18 protein-coding genes and 1 pseudogene are annotated in these 20,828 nt (G+C 72.7%); 9 read left to right on the top strand and 10 right to left on the bottom strand.

What is annotated here, in order from left to right; genetic code table 11:
* The 7 genes and pseudogenes from D5H78_RS18895 to D5H78_RS18865 form a co-directional block, all read right to left on the bottom strand.
* Positions 1–2,037, bottom strand: a 2,037-nt coding sequence (locus D5H78_RS18895) for a type IV secretory system conjugative DNA transfer family protein (protein WP_218566812.1), incomplete at its 3' end; no start/stop codon positions are given.
* A gap of 344 nt (positions 2,038–2,381) precedes the next feature.
* A pseudogene (locus D5H78_RS18890) lies at positions 2,382–3,878 on the bottom strand (ATP/GTP-binding protein); the annotation flags it as partial.
* A 227-nt stretch (positions 3,879–4,105) separates the two neighbouring features.
* Positions 4,106–5,644, bottom strand: coding sequence for an SCO6880 family protein (locus D5H78_RS18885; RefSeq protein ID WP_425472983.1), 1,539 nt, complete (start codon positions 5,642–5,644; stop codon positions 4,106–4,108).
* Positions 5,631–7,121, bottom strand: a complete 1,491-nt coding sequence (locus D5H78_RS18880; protein WP_119952065.1) for a TrbL/VirB6 family protein — start codon at positions 7,119–7,121, stop codon at positions 5,631–5,633. The genes D5H78_RS18885 and D5H78_RS18880 overlap by 14 nt, the downstream gene beginning before the upstream one ends.
* On the bottom strand, positions 7,106–7,852 hold the full coding sequence (locus D5H78_RS18875) for a DUF8175 domain-containg protein (RefSeq protein ID WP_119952064.1): 747 nt from the start codon (positions 7,850–7,852) through the stop codon (positions 7,106–7,108). The genes D5H78_RS18880 and D5H78_RS18875 overlap by 16 nt, the downstream gene beginning before the upstream one ends.
* Before the next feature lie 46 nt (positions 7,853–7,898).
* The gene (locus tag D5H78_RS18870; RefSeq protein ID WP_218566810.1) at positions 7,899–8,183 is read right to left on the bottom strand and encodes a hypothetical protein; all 285 of its coding nucleotides are present in this window, start codon (positions 8,181–8,183) and stop codon (positions 7,899–7,901) included.
* A gap of 4 nt (positions 8,184–8,187) precedes the next feature.
* Positions 8,188–8,532 carry a DUF6668 family protein gene (locus D5H78_RS18865; protein WP_119952062.1) on the bottom strand — a complete coding sequence of 115 codons (345 nt, stop codon included), beginning with the start codon at positions 8,530–8,532 and terminating at the stop codon, positions 8,188–8,190.
* Between the two features lie 636 nt (positions 8,533–9,168).
* Here D5H78_RS18865 and D5H78_RS18860 point away from each other — a divergent pair.
* Both D5H78_RS18860 and D5H78_RS18855 read left to right on the top strand, forming a co-directional pair.
* A complete protein-coding gene (locus tag D5H78_RS18860; RefSeq protein WP_119952061.1) occupies positions 9,169–9,600 on the top strand; it encodes an XRE family transcriptional regulator in 432 nt (143 codons plus the stop codon).
* A 198-nt stretch (positions 9,601–9,798) separates the two neighbouring features.
* Positions 9,799–10,614, top strand: coding sequence for an alpha/beta hydrolase (locus D5H78_RS18855; protein ID WP_218566809.1), 816 nt, complete (start codon positions 9,799–9,801; stop codon positions 10,612–10,614).
* A 39-nt stretch (positions 10,615–10,653) separates the two neighbouring features.
* Here the strand turns inward: D5H78_RS18855 and D5H78_RS18850 are convergent, their stop codons facing one another.
* Together D5H78_RS18850 and D5H78_RS18845 are read right to left on the bottom strand one after the other, a co-directional pair.
* Entirely contained in the window at positions 10,654–11,865 is a 1,212-nt protein-coding gene (locus D5H78_RS18850) for an MAB_1171c family putative transporter (RefSeq protein WP_342782510.1), read from the bottom strand.
* A gap of 51 nt (positions 11,866–11,916) precedes the next feature.
* Positions 11,917–12,297 carry a hypothetical protein gene (locus D5H78_RS18845; protein ID WP_133412104.1) on the bottom strand — a complete coding sequence of 127 codons (381 nt, stop codon included), beginning with the start codon at positions 12,295–12,297 and terminating at the stop codon, positions 11,917–11,919.
* Between the two features lie 602 nt (positions 12,298–12,899).
* On the opposite strand from D5H78_RS18845, the gene D5H78_RS18840 reads away from it, so the two are divergent.
* From D5H78_RS18840 to D5H78_RS18815, 6 genes are all read left to right on the top strand, one after another.
* Positions 12,900–13,187 carry a hypothetical protein gene (locus D5H78_RS18840; protein WP_133412103.1) on the top strand — a complete coding sequence of 96 codons (288 nt, stop codon included), beginning with the start codon at positions 12,900–12,902 and terminating at the stop codon, positions 13,185–13,187.
* An 81-nt stretch (positions 13,188–13,268) separates the two neighbouring features.
* Positions 13,269–14,441, top strand: coding sequence for a M23 family metallopeptidase (locus tag D5H78_RS18835; protein WP_119952057.1), 1,173 nt, complete (start codon positions 13,269–13,271; stop codon positions 14,439–14,441).
* A 7-nt stretch (positions 14,442–14,448) separates the two neighbouring features.
* On the top strand, positions 14,449–14,811 hold the full coding sequence (locus D5H78_RS20570) for a plasmid mobilization protein (protein ID WP_425472984.1): 363 nt from the start codon (positions 14,449–14,451) through the stop codon (positions 14,809–14,811).
* Positions 14,812–15,026: 215 nt separating this feature from the next.
* Positions 15,027–17,873 carry a hypothetical protein gene (locus tag D5H78_RS18825; RefSeq protein WP_119952055.1) on the top strand — a complete coding sequence of 949 codons (2,847 nt, stop codon included), beginning with the start codon at positions 15,027–15,029 and terminating at the stop codon, positions 17,871–17,873.
* A gap of 253 nt (positions 17,874–18,126) precedes the next feature.
* A complete protein-coding gene (locus D5H78_RS18820) occupies positions 18,127–18,840 on the top strand; it encodes a ParA family protein (RefSeq protein ID WP_119952054.1) in 714 nt (237 codons plus the stop codon).
* A complete protein-coding gene (locus D5H78_RS18815) occupies positions 18,837–19,376 on the top strand; it encodes a hypothetical protein (RefSeq protein WP_119952053.1) in 540 nt (179 codons plus the stop codon). Before D5H78_RS18820 ends, D5H78_RS18815 begins: the two co-directional genes overlap by 4 nt.
* 127 nt (positions 19,377–19,503) lie before the next feature.
* Here the strand turns inward: D5H78_RS18815 and D5H78_RS18810 are convergent, their stop codons facing one another.
* Positions 19,504–19,776: an Lsr2 family DNA-binding protein gene (locus tag D5H78_RS18810; RefSeq protein ID WP_165865808.1), complete on the bottom strand. Its 273-nt coding sequence runs from the start codon at positions 19,774–19,776 to the stop codon at positions 19,504–19,506.
* Positions 19,777–19,986: 210 nt separating this feature from the next.
* Between D5H78_RS18810 and D5H78_RS18805 the strand changes: the two genes are divergently transcribed.
* Complete coding sequence (locus tag D5H78_RS18805) at positions 19,987–20,733, top strand: DnaB-like helicase N-terminal domain-containing protein (protein WP_119952051.1); 747 nt, start codon at positions 19,987–19,989, stop codon at positions 20,731–20,733.
* Positions 20,734–20,828: the final 95 nt, after the last annotated feature.

Genomic DNA, 20,828 nt, shown 5'->3' with positions numbered 1-20,828 from the left:
GGACGACCCGGACGACCCGGACGACCCGGACGACCCGGACGACCCGGACGACCCGGACGACCCCAATGACCCGGACGACCCAGACGGCCTGACAGGCCTGGACGACCTCGACGACCTGGCGACGGACACGCCGACGGATGCGGTGGCCTCGCGGTGGGCCACGTCGCGCAGGGAGTCCATCGCCTCGGCCAGGGTGTCTTCGACGGCCGGGTCGTGGGCCCGGAGAGATGCCGCGACCGCCCCGGCATGTGGGCCGTCCATCCACGGCAACGTGCGGCCCAGCGTGGGCCGGGCGCCGGAGGCGATGACCACGGCGCGGCCCTTGGGCAGCGCGCCGAGGTCGGCGACGTCCAGCACCCGCTCACGACGGCTGGATCGGCTCGTGGAGCGCCCGGAGCGGCTGTGCGACGTGGACGTCGCAGCCAGCTCAAAGTCCCCAATCAGCTCCGACAGCTCGGACAGGAACTCCCGCTCGTGCACACCACCGCCGTACACCTTTACGTTGGCCGCGGACCACAGCTTGCGCATCCCCTCGCGGCCCCACACCTGCACGCCCTGGGACCAGGACTGCAGGATTGTCATGAGCACGATCCCGCGCGAGCCGTAGTGGCTGTAGAGGTTGGGCAAGTCCCGCCACCGGCACACATTCGCGGCCTCGTCGAGCACGCACACCATCGGCACCGGCAGCCTGCCGCCAGGGGACCGCTTGGCGAGGTCCTCGGCGGCCTCGCAGACGGCGACGGTCAGCGCGGTGACCAGCGGGCCGGCGGAGCCGCTGCCCTCCTTGGACAGGCTGTACAGGGTGCCGGCGGAGCGGACGAACGCGGCCGGGTCGAACTCCCGACGCCGGCTGGTGTCACTGGCGCAGGCCCGCTCCCCTGCTGCTCCCCTGCCGCCGCCGGCAGTGCTGCTGGGGGTGACCCAGCGCATGGCCTGGCGGTTGGTCATGAACGCGACGGTCTTCTGCGCGGTGCCGTAGACGCCACTGCGCTGCTTCTCCGACATGTTGACCGCCTCCTCGACGCTGGCGGCGTTGAGCGGGTAGCCGTGCTCGCGCAGGACCGCGGCGGGCTCGTCGTCGGTGGGTCGGGTCAGCCACAGGTACACCTGGGTCAGGTCCCGCCCGGCCAGGGCCGCGGCGAGCAGCAGGTCGGCGAGCAGTTGCTCACCGCGCGGGTCGAAGTAGGCGTCGGTCCGCGCGCCGGGCTCACGCGCCGCAGCGGTGAACACCCCGGCCAGCATCGCCGCCTTGACCTCGTCGACCACATACGACAGGGGGTTCCACCACCACGACGGCCCCGCTCCCCCTGCAGATCCTGCTTCGCCGATGACGTCCTGTGGGTCGAAGACCCACACCTCCCCCGCTCCCCCAGCGTGGGCGGCGCGCAGGTCCCTCGTGGCGTCAACGAGGTCGCGCTTGTTCGAGGTGGCCACCGCGGCGCCGGGGGCGGCGAGCAGCGCCGGGACGGCGCGGGAGGTGGTCTTGCCGGTGCGCGGGCCCCAGATATCGACCGCGACGTCCTCCCACCCCTGGTACAGGGTCTGCCCACCGGCGATCGTGCGGGCGACCGCCAGGCCGGGGGCGGCTGCCGTGCCGGCGGGGCCGGCAGAGCCGCTGGGGTTGGTGACGCGGAGGCGGGCGGCCTTGGCGGTGGCGGCCTTGCCGGCCAGGTCGCCGAGGTCGCGGCCGCGGCCCATGTACCGGGCCGCGACGTCCACCCTCGAGCGGGTCCGCCGGGCCCGGGTGAGGAGCACCGCGGCGAGGACCCCCAGGACGAGCACCCCGGCGGCGAGGGCGGCAAGCACCTCCGTGGCCGCCGCGGGCCAGGCGATGGTGCTGCGGGCCAGGCCGGTGACGAGCTCGGCGGGGTTGCCCGGCAGGTCCTGGCGGGCCTGCGGGTCCGCCTCGAGGCGGTTGCTCAGATGCGCGGCCAGGGTGAGCGGGCCGACGGTGACCGCCAGCAGCGCCAGTCCGCAGGCCAGCAGCTGCGTCTGCGGGTTCCAGCCCGCACCCGAACGCTTCGACGTCGAGCTCACGCCCTGCTCCCCCGGCTGTCTGCGCTGCCCGCGCCGCCGGCGCTGCCCGCGCCGCCGGCGCCGCCGGCGCCGCCGGCGCCGTCGCGAAGGCGGCGGGCGTCGCGCACGTCGGCAACGAGCCGCGCCTGCTGCTCCGGCTGGGCAGTGAGACCGGCAGCGGATTCGGAGTTGACGTCGGGCAGACCGTCCTCACGGGCGACGTCGTCGATCACCTCGGCCAGAGGGTGCAGGGCCTGGTCCTGCCTGACGTGCTGCTCGCTGGCCGCGCCACCGCTCGTGCCCTCGGCGCTGGCGTCGGACTCGCCGGACTCGCCGGACTCGCCGGACTCGCTCACCGGTGCCGAGCGCGAGGCCTGGTGCCAGAGGCGGTTGGTGTCGTTGAGGTGCTGCTCTACCGAAGTGAGGGCGACGTGGACGGGGATGCCGGGGCGGCCGCCGACCTTGACCAGGAAGTTGCCGAGGCCGGGCGGGTCGGTCTCCTGCCCGGCGACGGCGTCGAACGCTGGTGGGGCGGTCCAGCCGACGAGCAGGTCCTGCTCGGCGCGGGAGAACGGCACCGCGGAGTTGAGCATCGGCATCTCCGCCGAGGGCAGCCCGCCACAGATCACCATGCCGGAGCGCTCGACGAACCCGCGGGCCTTCATCCGGTCCGCCTCCGTCGGGAGGGCGAGCAGGTCGCTCATGGTGTGAGTGATCATCGCCATGCCGACGCCGCGGCCGCGGTTGAGCCGGGTCAGGGCGTCGACCCGGTCGACGATGCCCTTCCCGGCGCGCAGCGCGCGCCACAGCTCGTCGAGGATGACGAAGTAGTGCCGGCGCGGCTCCAGCCCCGCGTCAGCGAGGACGTTGGCGATGTTCAGCGCGCCGAACCCGGCGGACCAGCACGCGAGCAGCAACGCGGCCTGCAAGTCCATCTCGGAGTCGTCGATGCTGCTGACGTCGAAGACGACGGGGCGGTCGCGGCGCATCGGCACGCTGGTCGGTTCGGAGAAGATCGTCCCGAACCGGCCGCCGCCGACCAGGCCCATCAGGGTGGCCTCCAGGCCCTCGGTGATCTCCTGGTACCGCGACAGGCTGCCCCGGTCCAAAGCGACCTGACGCACGTCCTCCGGCGCCTCCTGCACCACTCGCAGCAGGTCCGCCAGCACCGGCACACCCCGTGCCCCGGTGCCGCCGGAACTCGAGGGGTGGCGGGCGTCGAGGACGCGCAGGGCGCGGTCGAGGATCGTCTCCTCCCGGTCCGACGGCGGCGCGGAGCGGGTAATCGTGATGAGCGAGGAGACCATGGCGTGCCGGCGACCGTGGGCGTCGGCGAGCACCGCCTGGCGGGCGGTGCCGGTCAGGCGGCGGGCGGCGGCGGTGGCCTCGCCGGGGTCGAGGACGTTGAGGTGCCCGCGGCCCCGCCCGAGGGTGATGACCTGCCCGCCGACGGCGCGGATCAGCTCGACGTAGTCCGGGCGCAGGTCGCCGAGCACGAGGGGCTGCACGCCGTAGCCGATCAGCCCGAGCGCCATGCGGCGCACGACCGTGGACTTGCCCAGGCCGGGCTTGCCGAGCACGAACGCGGACGGGTTGGAGATCAGCTTCGCGCGCTGGAACCAGGAGATCGGGTCGCAGCACAGCGTCGCCCCCGACGTGAGGGTGGTGCCGATCGGCACCCCCACCATCGGCGAGCCGGTGCCGGCGGCGAACGGCCACAGCCCGCACACCTGCGCGGTCGTGCCGCGCCACTCGTCCACGGTCTGCACGTACGGGGAGCTCCCGCGCCCCCGCCCCGGCCACCCACGAGGCCCCGGACGCGGAGCCGGACGCGGAGCCGGACGCGAGGTCGCGTTGCTTATGCCGCCCGCATCAGAGCCCGCGCGTCGGCGGACCCGACGAGTTGCGCGGGCGTCGTTCCGCGCGGCGTCCCGTGCGTCGTCCTCGCCGCCGACGGGGCGGCTAAGGCGGCGGGCCAGTTGCTGCGCTGGCGAGGGGTCGGGAACGCCTCCGGTGGTGCTGGTGCTCGTGCTGATGACGGTGGTGTCGCGGGGGTGGCTGCTGGCTTGGATTGCGCCTTCCCACATCCTCATAGCGACTCCCTGATCTCGGCGGGCACCTTGGAGTGAGCGGGCAGGACCAGCCCGAGGGGCAGGGCGGCGGCGAACGCGGAGTCCTGCGAGCCGTAGGCGGGGCGCAGCTGCAGCCGGGCGGTGGCCGAGAGGTTGTCGACCGCGGCGGTGGCCTCAGGCAGCCGGTAGACGTCGGCGACGGTGGCGGTGACCAGCAGCCCGAAGTTGATCAGGTTGTGCCCGCGGGCCTCCTCCTCGGCGGTGGCGGTGGTGGAGCGCAGCTCCGCCACGACTCGGGCGGAGGGGCGGTTGGTGGCGGTGGTCTTGAACTCGGCGTTGCGCTTGTCCTGCTCGGCGATCCGCGCGGAGCGGGCCGGGTCGAACGGCCGGTACAGCAGGGTGACCCGCTTGCGGTCCAGCTCGCGGTGCGGCGCCAGCAGCTGCGCGAGGACCCCGGACTGCACCACGCCCCGGGGGGCGCCGGTCATCGTCCAGGTCACCGACACCGCCGCGTCGTGCAGGTAGCAGTCGCGGTGCGCCTCGGCGAACACCGGCCCGGCGTCGGCCCAGCGCAGCCGCTCGCCCAGCTCGGTCGTCTCGCCGGCGGCGTGCGCGGCGTCGATCAGCCGGGCGGCGGGCGGGTCGTAGGCGATGCGCACCGCCTCGCACAGCTCCTGCGCCGAGGCCGGGCGCGCGGCGCCGGCGCCGGTGGCGTGCAGGGCGTGGGTCAGCCCCGGCAGCCGGGAGGCGAGCTCGAGGCCCATCTGCCGGTCGTCCTTGCGCCGCCCGGTGCTGCGGTTGGCGCCGGTGAACGTCAGCGCGATCCACGCGCGGACGGTGGCCGAGCCCTCCGGGTAGACCTCGACGACCTCGCGGAGCATCGCCTGGGCCAGCGCCGGCGCCTGCGGGTCGGCGTTCATCGCCACCTCACGGCGCAGCCGGGCACCGGAGTCCGGCGCGGACTCCACCGTCACCGCCGCCGCGACCAGGCCGGGCTCGCTGCCCAGGCTGTTCAGCCAGGCCCCCCACGCGGCGACCCAGGCGTCGACCTGCTCGGGGTCGACCAGCGCCGCCCCGTCCGGCTCCGTCGCGAGCACGACCGAGTAGTGGTTCGTCGCCGGCACGTGCAGCAGCGCGAACGGGCGTCCGTACGAGTCGCGCCACTCACTGAGCCGGGACGCCGCCAGCAGGCCGGGCAGCTGGAACGTGCCCCACGGCACCCGGGACAGCGGCCCCGACCGGTACAGGTGCGCCCCCGCCGAGCGCACCCGCCACGCCGCCACCCGCCCGGCGATCCGGACCAGCCCGGAACGCCCGTGCCGGTCCTTGAACACCAACAGCCCGAGGAACCCCAGCAGCACGAGGGCCACGGCCAGGGCCTGCACCCAGCCGACGACCATCATCGTGAGGATCACCACGACCATCCCCACCAGCAGGATCAGCGTGCCAAGCATCCCCAACGCGCCCAGGCCCGCGGTCTGCGGCCGACGCCAGTTCCCGTACGTCCGCGGAACCCGACCTCCCGCCCTCTGCCCCACCTGATCAACGACTGCCACTCGGGCCCCCCTCCCCCACCGAGCGCACCGCTCCGGTCGCGTTCCCCGTCGAGTCCTCAGCGGCGGCCCGCGCCACCGCCACGCCGCTCTGAGCCGCTGCCAGGCCGGCTCCCCCAACTCCCCGCGCCGCGCCCGCAGCGAGCACCGCCGCACCGACAGGTCCCGCGGCCACCGCAGCCCCACCAGCAGCAACCCCACCGGCAGCAGCCCCACCAGGAGCAGCGCCGCCGGCAGCACCCCCGCCGCCGGCTGTGGCGCCGGCCCCAGAGCCCGAGGCGCTGGCTACAGCGGTGCTGGGCGCGCTGCCGGACGGGGTGCTCGAGGACCCGGACGGGCTGGTGCGGCCCGCACCGCGGGCAGAACCCGAGCCGGTGCCGGTCGAGCTGTCGGCGCCCGAGGGCCCACCCGAACCAGCTGACCCGGACGGCCCGGACGGGCCCGAGCCGCCGGGTCCGCCGCTCTGCCGCGGGACCGACCCGCCCCCCGAACCTGCACCGCCACCAGCACCGCTGCTCGAGCGGGCGCCGATCGGCAGTGCGCCGGTGGGCATCGCGGCCATCGCGCCGGCCGCGACGACCGCGCCGGCGCTGCCGCCGGCGGTCGCGGCCACCATCGGCGTCACGAACCGCATCAGCGCCGGCAGCGCCACCAGCGCCAGGATCATCAGCACCACGCCGGTCAGCACGTTGGTCAGCCCGTCGTCGCCGAACACGTCCGAGCCGGTGAGCCGGAACGCGGTCGCGTACACCACCGCGGCCGCGGGCTTGTAGAGGATGAACGCCAGCAGCCACCCCAGGCACCGCTTGAACCAGGCCCGGCCCATCTCGGTCGAGGTGAACGACGCCGAGAGCGGGAAGACGCCGGCCAGGATCACCAGCATCCCGCCGCGCACCACCATCAGCATGACCTGCACGAACGAGGCCACGATCGCGACCAACCCCAGGATGATCACGATCAGCGGCCCCAGCGTCGGCGCGGCCGCGGCGCTCAGCCCGATCATCGCCACGATGTTCGAACCGAAGTCGGTGCCGGTCGTCGACCGCTCCAGGATCCAGGTGGAGAACCCGTCCGCCGCCGTGACCGCCAGGGCGATACCGGTCAGCCCGGCGCCGGACACCACGCTCAGCGTCATCAGCCCCTTGACCAGCTCGCGCCCCGCCGAGCCGCGCTGCTCCCACGCCATCCGCGCCCCACCCACGACCACGGCCAGCACCGCGGCCGCGGCCATGTACCACCACAGCGACTCCTGCAGGAACGCCACCGCATCCGTCGGCCGAGAACCCCCCGTCAACGTCGTCAGGTTCGGCGTCCCGACGTTCACCCACACCGACCCCAGCGACGCCAGCGCCGTACCTACGCCCTCAAGGACCGCGTCAGCCATGTTCTGGATCGCGTCGCCCACCACGCTCGCCGCGGCGTCGCCGATGTAGCAGGTGGGATCGAGACCGCAATCGGGCAGCATCAGGCGCCGCCCCACGGGACGTAGCCGGTCAGGTCCGGGATCGGCCCGATCCCCGGAAAGACTTCGCCGCTGGCCGGCAGGTCCACCTTCCAGTCGCCCTCGACCCACTGCAGCGAGAGGGGCAGGTGCGCCAGGCCCCCGTTGCCGCTCCGGAACGCCAAGTCGATGGTGGTCGCGTCCTGGCTGTAGTTGAGGAAGGTGAAGCCGACCAGCTGGATCCGGTTGCCCGACGAGGGCTGCGGGCCTTGCACCTGGGCGACGGCGCGGTCCCGGCCCTCTCCGGGCGCAGTGAGCTCGCTGACGGCCTGGGCCCGAAGCTCGGGGTCGCTGGCCGAAGCGACGAAGTTGACTGCGGCGTAGAGCGCGCCGACCGGCGACTCTGCGAAGCAGCTGCGCAGGCCAGCGTTCACGTTTCCGGGACCGTGAATCTCAGGTGCGGTAGGCGTAGCCACGCCTCCCACGAGTTCCCACGCCGTGCCTGGGGGCGGCGACGTGGGGACGTCCTGAGCGCCCGCAGGCAACCCGCACACGCTGGCGTCGGCGTCGTCAGCGGTGGGCGTCGTCGAATCGGACGGCGTCGACGTCGTGGCGGGAGGCGGCGCGGCCGTGTCTTCTTTGGAGGGGCGCGTCAGGAGAAGGACCACCGCGAGCACCGCGATCAGCGCGACGACCACTGCGGAGGCGATGTAGCCCCGCTTCGTCCAGGGGCTTCGGCGCTCCTCCGTGTCCACGGTGCTGTCGCTCATGTGGGACTGCCTCCCCGCTGGCTAGGTAGGTGCTGATGGGATGCGGTCAGGCGACCGCGGTGACAAGCCCCGACGCGGAGCCGATGACGATGCAACCGGCGAGGACCCACATCAGACGGGAGCCGTGCTCCTGGCCCTCGCCTCGGCGGGAGGCGACGGCCATCATGGCGCCGGCCACGATGACGCCGAGGACGCCGAGGCCCAGACCGATGTTCGCTGCCCACTGCAGGATCGTCAGGAAGCCCTCCGACCCCGGAGGGGCGACACCGGTGCCCGGGTCGGGGACGCCGGCGATGAGCATCGGCGCGTGTGGGAACTGAGCAGAGATCACGTTCCTACCTCTTTCGGTCCTGCGCCATGAGCGCGTTGGGTGTGGCGGTAAGGAGCGTCCGAACGTCCGTGAGCAGGCGACGGACCTCTTTCGGTGCAGCCGCCTCGCTGGTCCCCTCGGCGATGCGCCAGGTCTCGACCCAGGGCAGGTGCCAGGTGCGAGGCACCGCGCCGGCGACGAGGGCTACGAGGTCTTTGAGCGCCCGCGGTCGCTTGCCGGGCGCGTCCGCGAGGATTGCGAGCCCGAGGAGGTCGACGCCGCTGACTTGTCCGGAAGCCCAGTCGGTAGCGGCGAGTTGAGCGGCTCGCAGGCCGGTCCAGTGGCTGCGCGCGACGAGCACCACGGGCATCGGCGCTGGTGCTGCAGCACCGCGCGCCGCGGCACCCGCCAGTTCGGCGTCAGCCGCAGCATCGAGACCTGGCGCGGGTTGCGGCCACGCGTGTCCGGCGGCGGCGGAGCCGGGCAGCAGCCGCGCGAGTGTCGTCTCACCGGCGCCTCCGTGCACTCCGAGCCACCAGGGTGCCGCTGTCTCCCGCGTCGGATGGCGAGGGAGCTGATGGATGGTGTCCGGCGTCGGGACATGGGGCTGCGGCGCCAAGGGACCTGAAGCCGCAGGTAGTGACGCGCCGCGGCTGGTGTCCGCGACGAGTCGGCCCGACGCGCAACGGTCGCGAATCCACGGACTGGTAGCAGGACGCGCAAGGCTCGTCGGCTGCCTCGAGTCGGGCCGCGGCTGTGACATGCGGTCGACCTCCTGGTAGCTGCCTCGGCGAACGAGGGCTCTGGGCGAGCGGAGGACATCACCCTAACTCCTGTCCTCACCAGAGGACAGTAACTGAGCGCTAGCAACTTGGGCCGTTCCGTGGCGGGCAGCCCTGGCGCTGAGCCTCCGCGACGAGAGGTTGAGAGCGGGGTGAGCGAGGCGGGTTGCCACGCCGCCCAGGACGCGTGCCGCTAGAGTCCGGCTTCCGGGGAGAGGTGGACGGTGGCCGACAGCGACGATCCAGGCGAGCTCGCCAGGAAGATCGACCGGCTCTTCCGGACGGTGCACCCGCGTGGCCGGGACGAGTTCAGTTACCGCGAGGTCTCCAAGGCGATCGAGGACAACGGCGGCCCCACCGTCTCGGCCAGCTACCTGCACGCCTTGCGTACCGGGGTCAAGGACAACCCCACGAAGCGGCACCTCGAAGGCATCGCTCAGTTCTTCGGGGTCAGCCCTGCCTACTTCTTCGACGACGAGCTTGCCGCGAAGATCGACGCGCAGCTCGAGCTCCTCGAGGCCATGCGGGACGCCGGGATCCGTCACATCGCCCTGCGGGCCAAGGAGCTTTCACCGGGCGCGATCGACATGATCAAGGAGCTCGTCGACCGGACCCGTCAGATCGAGGGTGTCGACGAGCCTCCCCCGTCTCCGTGACAACCTTCCAGTGCCCCGGCTCCGCCCCTCTCGCCGCGGGCATCGAGACGAGCCGCCCCGGCGGTGAGCGGAAGGACCGGGACCATGGCTAGCTGGCAGATGCAGACCCTGGCGCTACTGCTGCGGGCGACCAGGAAGCCGAGGATGGCGACGGCCGAGCGCGCTCGCCAGCGCATGGCTAGGCCCAAGGGACCCTCCGTGCCGCCGGAGGAGATCACCTCGAGGTACGCCGTCTCGGAGCGACGCGTCGGGGACTTCACCTGCTACACCGTCGCTCCCCCCGGTGGGGACTTCACGCACGCGGTGCTGTACCTACACGGCGGGTCGTACATCAACGAGATCACCTCGCAGCACTGGTCCTTCATCGCCCGGCTGGTAGAAGCCGGGGCGCGGGCCGAGGTCCCGATCTACGGGCTCGCACCGCAACACACCTACCGCGAGGCCTATCCGCTGCTCATCGACGTGTACCGCGACCTCCTGGGCGACCTCGGCAGCGATGACGCGGAAGCCCGCGCGGGGGGCTCGGACGGCGTGGGCGTCAGCGTCGTCGGTGACTCCGCCGGGGCCGGCCTGGCGCTGGGCTTCGCCCAGAGCCTGCAGGCAGCGCGGCTGCCCCAGCCACGCCAGCTCGTCCTGCTCTCTCCATGGCTGGACCTCACGCTGTCCAACCCAGACATCCTGCGGGTGCAGCGCCGCGACCCCTGGCTGAGCCGGGTGGGCTTGCTAGAGGTCGCGAAGGCGTGGTCCGGCGGCGACGACCCCACCGACTTCCGGCTCAGCCCGCTCAACGGCCCCCTGGCGGGGCTGCCGCCGGTCGCCATCTACGTCGGCACCCGAGACATCCTCCACCCCGATGCCGTGAAGCTGCGGGACCGGCTGGAGGCTGCCGGGGTCCCGGTACGGCTGGAAGTGGCCAAGGGTGCCTTCCACGTGTACGTGCTGGCCCCGGTTCCCGAGGGTCGACGGGCAGCGAGCACCATCGTGCGGGACCTGGCACCAGCGGGAAGTCGCTAACAGAGCCGGCCGCCGCAAACTTTCGCCGTCCTCGCGGCCTCACGGTCGTGCTGACGTCCCGCTCTCGGTTCGATCCGCGAGGGCGGCGCCGGCGTCCGGCGTTTCCCACCAGCGCGCCACGCGCAGCAGGTAGTCCACCTCGGCGTCGAAGGAACCCCCGGTCAACGAGGGCGGGCTGATCGGCTGCGCGGCTAGCTGGGACGTCGCTCGAGCGTCCATCGCGCCGCGCAGGGACCCCGCCTCGACGTAGGCGTCAAGGTCGAGGTCCCGGAGCCCGGCAGCGGCTCCCCGGCGCCGAAGGTCCTGCTCCACCACCAAGTCGCGGTACGGCCACAAGGCGACGTAGCCGTCCCGGATCTCTGCGACCATCCGGTACAGCCCGTCCAGCGGCGCCCACCGGCCGGCTCCACGACGAGGAGCGGCGCCTCGAACGTTGGACAGCGCTGGGGTGACCGACCGCAGCTGTTCCCACAGCGGCAGCAGCGTCCTGCACTCCTCGCGGTGCCGTGCTGACGCACGCAACCCCTCCCGCCGTCGACTCAGCGCCGGCAGCGCCGTGCCCAGCGCCATCAGCGCTGCGCCGCCCATCGCGACGAGGTTGAGGCCGTACAGGGCACCGGAGTAGGACCACGACTCGGTCCACCCCGAGGCAGCCGACCACAACGGGAAGACCCCGTACTCGATGCCGACGCGAACGGCCACCAGCGCGCAGCCCAACGACACCACGCGCATGCCACGCCTCAGAGATGCCTGCGCGGAAAGGGCGGAGAACCGCCAGGCCAACCACGAGATCTCGGCCATCGACCAGCAGACCATCGCCGCGAGGACGAGCCGGAACGCGGCCAGGCCCGGGCCGGTGGCCGCTACGTGTGGCACGTCAGGGTCGGTCGGCAGCTGCGCCGGCCCGGCCACGAACAGCGCCGCATACAGCACCAGGCCGACGCCCAGGAAGACCCGCCGCCACGGGAGCTCTCGGTCGAGGCGGCGACGGTCGTAGGAGTAGAGCAGGAAGAGCTGGGCCAGGAAGCCGCCGACGATGGCCGCCCCGTAGGAGATGCCGTGAGCGAGGTTGGGAATGCCGGTGAAGCGGGAGGTCGCCCAGTAGATGGGCGTGCGGTCCACGGTCAGGCACACCATGAGGCAGAAGATCGCCAGCCAGTACGTCCGGCGGCCCCGGTCACGCCACCCACGCAGCACAGCGGGGACCTTGACGAGCAGCACCAGCCAGACGAGCGCCACGCCGACGTACATCACGGGCAGCTTCCTCCGGCCAACTCAACCGACTCAGTCAACTCGGCCAGCTCAGCCGACGTCGCCGAGCGACTGCATCAGGCGTGCCACCGCAGCAGCGTCGGCCCGCGCCGTGACGCCCGGGAGCGCAGCCACCCTGTCGATCCTCTGCATCAGCAGGGTCGCCAGGTACTCCGCCTCCTGCTCCTGGTGGCTGTCGTAGACCTCACGCCGCAGGACGAAGTTGACGTCGACGCCGGGCAGGTCGGGCATTAGGACCGCCCGGTCCTCGGTCGACAGCGCTGCGTCCGCGTCGTGCCCGAGCATCATGTGCGCGAACTCGTGGCACACGATGAGCCACTGGTGCCAGACCGTCGTGTGCCGCTCGTACTGCACGAACTCGACGTCGTCCGTGCTCGCCCAGAGCCCGTGGGTGAGCCTCGACCCGGCCACAGGGGTCAGCTCGATCTGTCGACCTCGCTCGGCCTCCAGGCAGCGACGAACTGTCTGGATGTCGACGCCGACCAAGGGGAGCTCGAGCCCGGCAAGTGCCGCGCGGCACCGCCGCCGCAGGCCCCAGCTGGGCGCCCACCCGCCAGACACAGACCAACCGCTCAACGTCGCCTCTTCGCGCTCACTAGCCCTGCCTGCAGGCTAACTCCCTGTGTCGCATCTCCACGGGTTGAGTGGTGCTGCCCCGGGCTTAGCGGTGCAACGCGGCGCAAACCGGGCGGACTGGCGACTGTCCATCAGTGTCCTCGTGCTGTAGACATGCACTCATGCAGTGTCCACCCACGAGGACAGTAGTGCGGGGACCGACGGCCTGCGCCGCTGTGCTCGCCGTCCTGCTGGCCGCCTCTGGCTGTGCCGGGGCCAGCGCCGAGCCAGCTTCGGACGCACCGGCCACCCCGAGCACGACGGCGGCTGCGCCGCCACCGCTGGTAGCTACCGTCGACGGGCACACCGACGAGGACGCCGAGCACGAGCCGCCCAAGCCGGCTCCGACCTGGGACGCACAGTCCCAGACCACCGCTTCGCATGTGGCCGCTCGGGTGATGCGAGCCCTCGCCCGCCCAGACCTGGACCCCGCGACGTGGTGGGCGCAGCTGCAGCCGCTGCTCACCCCGGCCGCGGCGACCGCCTACGAGTTCACCGACCCGGGCAACGTCCCGGTCCGCATGGTGACCGCCGCACCGACCCGGGTCACCTCTCCCAGCCCGTACCTCGCGCAGGTCACGGTCCCGACCGACGTCGGCCCCTACGTGGTGCTGCTCGCCCGCGAGGGGGCTGGGGAGCCGTGGCGGGCCGAGCGGATCATCCCGCCGGCGACGGTCGGGCCGTGAGCCGGGCCGTGAGCCAAGCCGTGAGTCGGGCCGTGAGCAAGCCGTGAGTCGGGCCGTGAGTCGGAGGGGTGGGCTGCCCCGGTGAGCAGCACGACGCGGCTGGCAGCGTTCGTCCTCGCGCCTGCGCTGCTGGTGGGCGGTTGCATGGGCTCGGTCTTGTTGCTCGGCGCTGTTGAGGAGTCGCAGGCCGCGGTGTGCGGGCCGTCCGGGCCGGGTGTGCAGGTCGACCTGGGCAGCGTCCCGGCCGGCCCGGTGGCCGGGTACCGGGGTGAGCAGCTGGTCAACGCCGCCTACGTGCTGCAGGCGGGCGCAGCTCTTGGGCTGGACCAGCGGGCGCAGACCATCGGGGTGATGACCGCCATGGGCGAGTCTTCGCTGCGCGTGTTGGACCGCGGCGACGCCGTGGGACCGGACTCGCGAGGGCTGTTCCAACAGCGCGCCAACGGTGCGTGGGGCTCGTACGCGGACCGAATGGACCCGTACGTCTCGTCGACGAACTTCTTCAAGGCGCTGATTCGGGTCGAGGGTTGGCAGACGCTGGCGCCGACGATCGCGGCGCACCGCACCCAGCGCAACGCCGACCCGTACCACTACGAGCGGTACTGGGACTCTGCCGTCGCCGTCGTCTCCGCTCTGGCCGGCGCCGCCAGCGACACCGACACCAGCGACACGAGCAGCAGCGCCGGCGCGACCGGCAGCGCGGACAGCACCGGCAGCGCCGGCACCACCGGCAGCGCCGGCACCACCGGCAGCGCCGGCACCACCGGCAGCACCGGACTGACCGAGGCGACCGGTACCGGTGGGTTGCCCTGCACCGGGCAGAGCCCCACCGGTGCCTCCGCCGAGGGCTGGACCAAGCCGGCCGTCGGGCCGGTCACCAGCTCCTACGGGATGCGGGTCAACCCGGTCACCGGGGTCTACAAGCTGCACTCCGGCACCGACGTCGGCGCCCCCTGCGACGCGCCGATCTACGCCGCCGCGAACGGGGTCGTGGTCGACGCCGGCCCGGCCAGCGGCTACGGGACCTTGATCACCGTCGACCACGGCGGCGCGATCACCTCCCGCTACACCCACATGTACAACAACGGCGTCCTGGCCCGCGTCGGCGACCAGGTCACCGCCGGGCAGCAGATCGGCCGTGTCGGCAGCAACGGCAACTCCACCGGCTGCCACCTGCACTACGAGGTTCGCGTCGGCGACGGCTTCGTCGACCCCGAGCCCTTCATGGCCCAGCGGGGTGCACCCCTTGGCTGAGTCCCAGATGCCCCCTTCCTCAGTGGGGTCTGCCCCGAGCCCTCATCGTCATCAACGGAAGGAGCTCAGCCGCATGTCGGAGCCAGGCCGTACGCGACACGCCGATATCGGATACCGGCCCGCCGGCCCTTCTCGGTGTTGGATCTGGCCCATGGCTCGACCACACAAGGGACCTCGGCGCGGCTTCGTCGTGCGCTGGACCGAGGAAGAGCGACAGGTCGTCAAGGCTCGCGCGGATGCCGCTGGGCTCACTATGAATGACTACTTGGTCGAGCTTGTCCGGCGCGACGAGGTCGACCGCGACGGGCGCCCTGTCTGGGCTGAGCCAGCACCGAACTGCGACCAGCTACCGATGGAGCTGAGCGCCTAGCGGCAACCGGCTCGCCACTAGGCGAGCCGGACATGACGAAGCCCCACACCCGAAGTCACTTTGGCCGGTGCTGATGGGTGTAGGGCTCCGTACTGACCTTCAGGAGGAGACATTACCCCGCCCGGACCGGGCGGTCACCTGCGGCGCGCCGTGTCTTTGGCGTGCCCTGGTGACCCTTGCCCGTCGATCGCGCGTGGCCGGCGCCGCCTGAGGCGGTGACCGTCCCGGCGTCGTTCCCGCAGGGGCGACGCTCGACTCCCACCTCTGGTGACGGCGTCGCCCCGCTCTGCCGTGCACTCGACGCGCTGCTGTTCGCGCCGGCGGGCTGGTTCGCGATCGACGCGGGCAACCGCAAGGTCCCCGGGGTCACGCCCGGCACGCTGGAGCAGGCCCTCGCTCTGGTCGGCCGAGGTGCAGTGGCGACCGTGGTGGGGCAGCTGCGCCCCGGCGTGGTCGGTGTCGACGTCGACGCGGCCGGCGCCTTGGGTGACACCGCGGCGGAGGCGCTGCGCGACTGGTGCGCGGCCCGCGGGCTGTGGCACCTGCTACGTCCTTCTGGCGGCGGGCCCGGGCGCTGGCACCTGTTCGTGGTGCCCGGTGTGCACGACGGCGCCCTGCGGGCGCACGTCGATGCGCTGCGCCGCGAGCTGCGTCTGGGCAGCCGGCTGCTGGACGTGCGTACCCAGCTGCGGCCGCTGAGCGCACCGCACCGGCGCACCGGCGCGCCTGGTGCGTCCTGCGCGCCGGCAAGTCTCCTGCTCGACGAAGTTCTGGCGGACCTGCGGCGGGTGCTGGAGCCGCTGCCGGAGCGGGTTCGCGTCCGCCGCGAGGAAGCCTCCTCCTCCGGGCCATCTAGGCCCACCGGGCCCGGCGGGCTGGGCCAACCGGCTGGGTTGAGCGCGGGAGCGGCGGCTGGTGTGCCGCGGCAGCGCGGTACCGGCGGTGCGGCTGGTGCGGGTGGGCCGGGGTCGGCGTTGACGCCGCTGCCGCGGCCGCGACGGAACCTGCCGGCGGCGTGGGCGGCTTACCTGGAGCGGGGCCGGGCCGCGGCGGCCCGGCTGGACCCCGGGCTGGACCGGGACCCGTCGACCCGTTCTCAGGTCGAGCTCGAGGCGACCTGGGCGCTGGTGCTCGCCGGCTACACCGAGCCCGAGGCGTGGGCGGCGATCACCGCCGCGCACCCCTCGGCGTTCGCCAAGGCCCGCGCCCGGGGCCGCCGGTGGTGGTGGACGGTCTGGAACCGGTGCGTGCTCGACGCCGACGGGTGGCTGCGCGACCGCCGCGCCACCGCCGCCAGCAGCAGCACCGGTAGCGCCGGCACCGCCGGCGGCGCCGGCGTCACGGGGGGCACCGGCGTCACGGTCGCGGACCGTCCCGCTCGTCCAGGGGCGGCTGGGGCTGCTGGTGGGCTGTTGGAGGCCACGCAGCGGGTCAGGGCCGCGCTAGAGGCGGTGTGGCGGTCCTGGCCGGTGCGTACCCGGCACACCGACGTCGAGGTCCTGACCACGGTGCTCGAGCGGATGGACCGCGTCGGTAGCTGCGCGGTGCCCATCCCGCAGCGCGACCTCGTCCTGGACTGCGCGGTCGCCTCGCGCACCACCGTGCGGGCCGCGCTCGCCCGGCTGCAGGGCGCCGGGCTGCTGCAGGTGGTGCCGACCTACCAGCTCGGCACCACCGACACCGCCCACACCCTCGCCCTGCCCGAGCAGTTCGCCCACCGGCAGCACCTCATCGACGCGCACCAGCCCGACCGGACCACGCACGAGGCCGCGCACGGGACCTCGCAGACCTCGCAGGCCTCGCTGGAGAAACCGCAGGAGCAGCCACGGGGCAGCGCTGTGTCGCTCACTGGCCCATCTAGGTGTCAACCCCCCCTGCCCGCCGGCTGCGTCCCGCCCGCCCCACCCGCCTCCCCTCGCCTACCCCTCCCCCTGCGGCGCGGGCTCGGCCTGCCCACCTGTTCAGTCCTGCGCCATCTCCCCCCACCGAAGACTGAGCAGCACACTCAGGCAGGCAGTCAGGTGGGCACTGAGGCAGGCACCTCGGGGGTTCACCGATTGACGAGCCTGGCTGAGTTGGCGTACGTCGCGGGTCTGCTTGAGCCGGGGCAGCACGGCCCGACCGCCCGTCAGCTACGGACGCTGCGGGAGCACCTGCGGACCCTCGCCGCGCACGGCCTGGCCACCGTTGACGAGCACGGCAACTGGCATGCCGTCCCCTGGCCCGCTGTGGATGCCTCCGACGTCGTCGACGCCGGCGACATCCGGGACATCGTCGGTTCTGCTGATGCTCCTGACACCGCCGACTGCCCGGACTCCGCCGGGCTGCCCGTGCGAGGTACCGAGCCCGCCGTGTTGAGCGATCGGGCAGCACTCCTCGATCGAGTCCAGGAACCTGGTCAGGACCGCGACGCCGCCGTGCGCGAGCAGATCGCCGCCGAGCGGGCCGCGTTCCGGGACCGCCTCGACCCGCAACGGCGCCGCGCCCGCTGGCAGCAGCAGCGCGAAGCGGCCCTGGCCCGGGCCGCCAAGGCCGCCAGAGCCCGCCAGAAGGCCTGGTGGAGCACCCTGGAGCCCGCCGAGCGGCAGCGCCGCCGCACAGCCCTGGCAGAGGCCTTCAACGCCTTGTCCCCCGCCGACCAGGCCCGGCGCAAGCAGCAGCTTGCCGAGGCGCGTGCAGCGGCCGGCGAGCACGAAGCCACCCGCTACACCGACTGGCTCAACCACCTCTCCCCCACGGACCTCACCAACCGCAGCACCACTCGCGCCGCCGCGTACGCCAGACGCTCCGCCCACGAGCAGCAGCAGCTCGCCGCAGCCTGGGCAGAACACCGAGCCCGCTGGGCACTCCCCCACCACCGACGACGCTCTTCGAGATGGCAGAGGTGGCCTGCAGAGACTCCCCTGGCGGTGGGTGACTCGTCGGCTGAACACAACGTAGCGATGTGCCAGTTAACCCGGCGCGCCGTCCCCGACGCTGATGAGCTCGTCCTGTTCGACGCCGGCACCCTCGCTGCCACGGCTGGCGAGTCGCGACAGGCTGCCTCGGCGCGCAACCCTTGAGCCTATTGCAACGCCCCAACCGCCCAACGTTTCAACGTGCCACCATTACAACCCGGGACCTGCCAAACGCTGCAGCGTCCCAACGTTGGGGCCGCCGGATATTGTGCGGTTGAGAGGGTCACCGGACGGTTGCGACGGCGGACGGTTGCGACGGCGGACGGTTGCAACGGCGGACGGTTGCAACGGCGAGAGAGCAACTCTCTGCCGGCGCGCCTCCTCAACGTCGCGCCGTTATGACGTCAGAATCGCGGGCATGACCAAGATCGTGACTGTCGCGGCTCGGAAGGGCGGCGTGGGCAAGACGACCCTGGCGTACGAACTTGCATGGCTGCTGAACGCACCCCTTGTCGACCTCGAGTGGGACGAGGGGTCTGCGACGCGGACCTGGGGCTACCGACACGAGGCCCGCCTCCGCGCGCCACTGCTCGACGCTCTGGAGTCAGGACGCGGCCCACGCCTGCTGAGCGGCTACCACAAGCCGGACCTAGTCCCGTGCCACCCGGACTTCGAGCTCAATCAGCCAGAGCCGGATGCCATGGCTGACGCGCTCCTGCAGTGGGCGGGGGAGTGGGACCGAGACTTCGTGGTCGTGGACACGCACGGCGGAGGGTCGGCGTCCGGCGACGGCGCGATCGCCGCTGCCTCCCTGGTGGTTGTGCCCGTTCCGCTCAAAACGAAGGACCTCAACGCCACCGAAGGCATGGTGCGGGAGATGCCCGACTACCCGCTGGTCATCGTCCCCACCATGATCCCGCGCGTGCCCAGCGCCGCCGAGATCAGCCGCGTCGCGCGAATCGTGGAGGGCACCCCCATCCCCGTCGCCGAGCCCGTCCCGTACGTACGCGGCATCGAGACCCGAAAGAAGCGCGTCGCGATCACATCCGACGACCCCACCCCCAAGGCCTACCAGGGCTTCGTCGCCAGCCTGCACAGCCTGGCCGGCTTCGTGAAGGTCCAGAGCGCATGAGCGACAGTCAGCCCGACGCCAAGGTCACCGCCCGGCCCAACGGCCTGGCCTCCCTCACCGCCAAGCGGGAGAGGGCCCGCCGCGCTATGCCACCGCCGCGCCACCCCCGGGTTCGCGAGGCGACAGCCGACCCATCCTCGCCGATGCCTCACGACCCGGACAGCGAACTGCCCGAGCCGGCGGCGCCACTCAAGCGCGAGACACAGCAGCCTGCCCCAGATGTCGCGCTGAAGGCCGCGGCCGCTCCCGAGAAGACCGCGGGAGCCGAGCCCACCCCTCCCACGCCGAGCCCGTCTCCTGAGGAGATCGGGGCGACCTTCAAGGTCACGCTCTACGTAGACCGCTCCACCGACGAGTTCATGGAAGCCGCCCGAGTGGCAGGTCTGACCTCCCGACCCAAGGTCGACGTCTCGCGCAGCGCCGTCATGCGTCTCGCCCTTCGACGCCTCATGGACGATATGACCCCCGAGCAGGTTAAGCAGCACCTCGAAGCCCAGGCAGTCCGCACCACAGGGCCCGGCCGTCGCCGACGCTGAAAGGAGGCCCGGCCGCACTGGTACCCCAACAACGCCTCTGGCACTTCAAGCCCCGTTTGGGCTCGTGTGCTGGCTGCGTCGTGGTGCTGCATGGGTTGGCCGAAGGCGGCACCACGACGTGCTGCCGTCAGCCCTGCGCGGCCTCGTACTTTGCGATCGCGTCGGCGGGTACACGCCCTCGTGACTTGAGCTCGATGCCGTGCTCCGCCGCCCATGCGCGGACCGTCTGCGGGGTCGGCCCGGTGTCCGCGCCGCCGCGCTCACGGGTCGACCTGCCGCGGGTGCTGCGCCGGGTCCGGCCCGGACCGCCGACCTTGCGGGCAGCACCGAGGTACGGAGCGAACGCCTCACGCAGGTTCTCGGCGTTGTCGAGCGGAGCCGGCTGCGCCGGCGTGAACACGCTGGATCTTCTCCCCCTCCCGGCCGCAAGAGTCTGCGGGCGCGGCGCCTGCAGGCAAGGTCGTACGTCCTCGCTGCGCTGCGGGCGCTCCACCTTGCCCTCCACCACCTACTACGCCCGCGGACACCTTGCTTGCCGGGAGGGGGCGAAGAACGGTTGGCCACCTGGACGACCACCCCACCCTGAGCGTGCGCGAAGGGGAAGTCCGCGATGAGCCAGCACGAGCACGACAGCAACGACAACAGCCCTACCGACAGCCGCGACGGCCACGGCAGCGCTAGTGACCGAAATGAGCAGGGCGGGGGTCGGGCGGGTGCAGCCGCTGCCAGCCGGGTCACGCATCCGCAGCAGCCGGGTCTCGAGGAGCTCGTCGCGCCAGAGGCCGACCTGGTGCGGGGGACGGTGGTGCCGGGAGACGCGATGCCAAGAGAGGCGGTACCAGCGGAGTCGGTGCTGGGGGAGTGGGAGCTGCTCGGGGCGCCGTGGGCTGAGGCGGCGGTGCTGGGCTGCCTGCTGCGAGCCACCCCCGTGATCGCCCGGGCTCTGCTGGACGCGCTGGGCGAGCAAGACTGGACCGTGCCGCAGCACCGCCACGTCGCCGCGGCCGCGCGGATCCTGCTCGAGCGCGGCCAGCCGGTGGACCCGGTCACCGTGCTGGGCCAGCTGCGCCGCCACGGCAGCGAGAACGCGCGCACCGCCAGCAAGGACACCGCCGTGCTGCTCCTCGAGCTGTGCGAGGCAGCCCCGGTACTGGGCAACGCCGAGCACTACGCCCGGATCGTGCTCGAGCACTCCTACCGCCGCCGCGTCCAGCAAGCCGCCGTACGCCTCGCCCAGGCCGCAGACCACCTGCCCCTGCACACCATCGCCCCCCTGCTCGAGCAAGAGCGCAGCGCCGTCACCGCCGCCCACCGCCGCACAACAGCGCCTCTCGACCTCCGGAACGCCCACCCATAAACACCCCGGCTGGTACCGGCTCGAGCGCTTCTCACCCCACAGGTGCAGGAGCCATCCGCTGGAGGGACCGACCGGCAGGAACGGGTTGGTGCGCG

Source organism: Vallicoccus soli (genome assembly GCF_003594885.1).
GTDB classification, from domain to species: domain Bacteria; phylum Actinomycetota; class Actinomycetes; order Motilibacterales; family Motilibacteraceae; genus Vallicoccus; species Vallicoccus soli.
The sequence above is the reverse complement of the archived record's forward strand: the minus strand, read 5'-3'. Positions and strand labels throughout refer to the sequence as shown.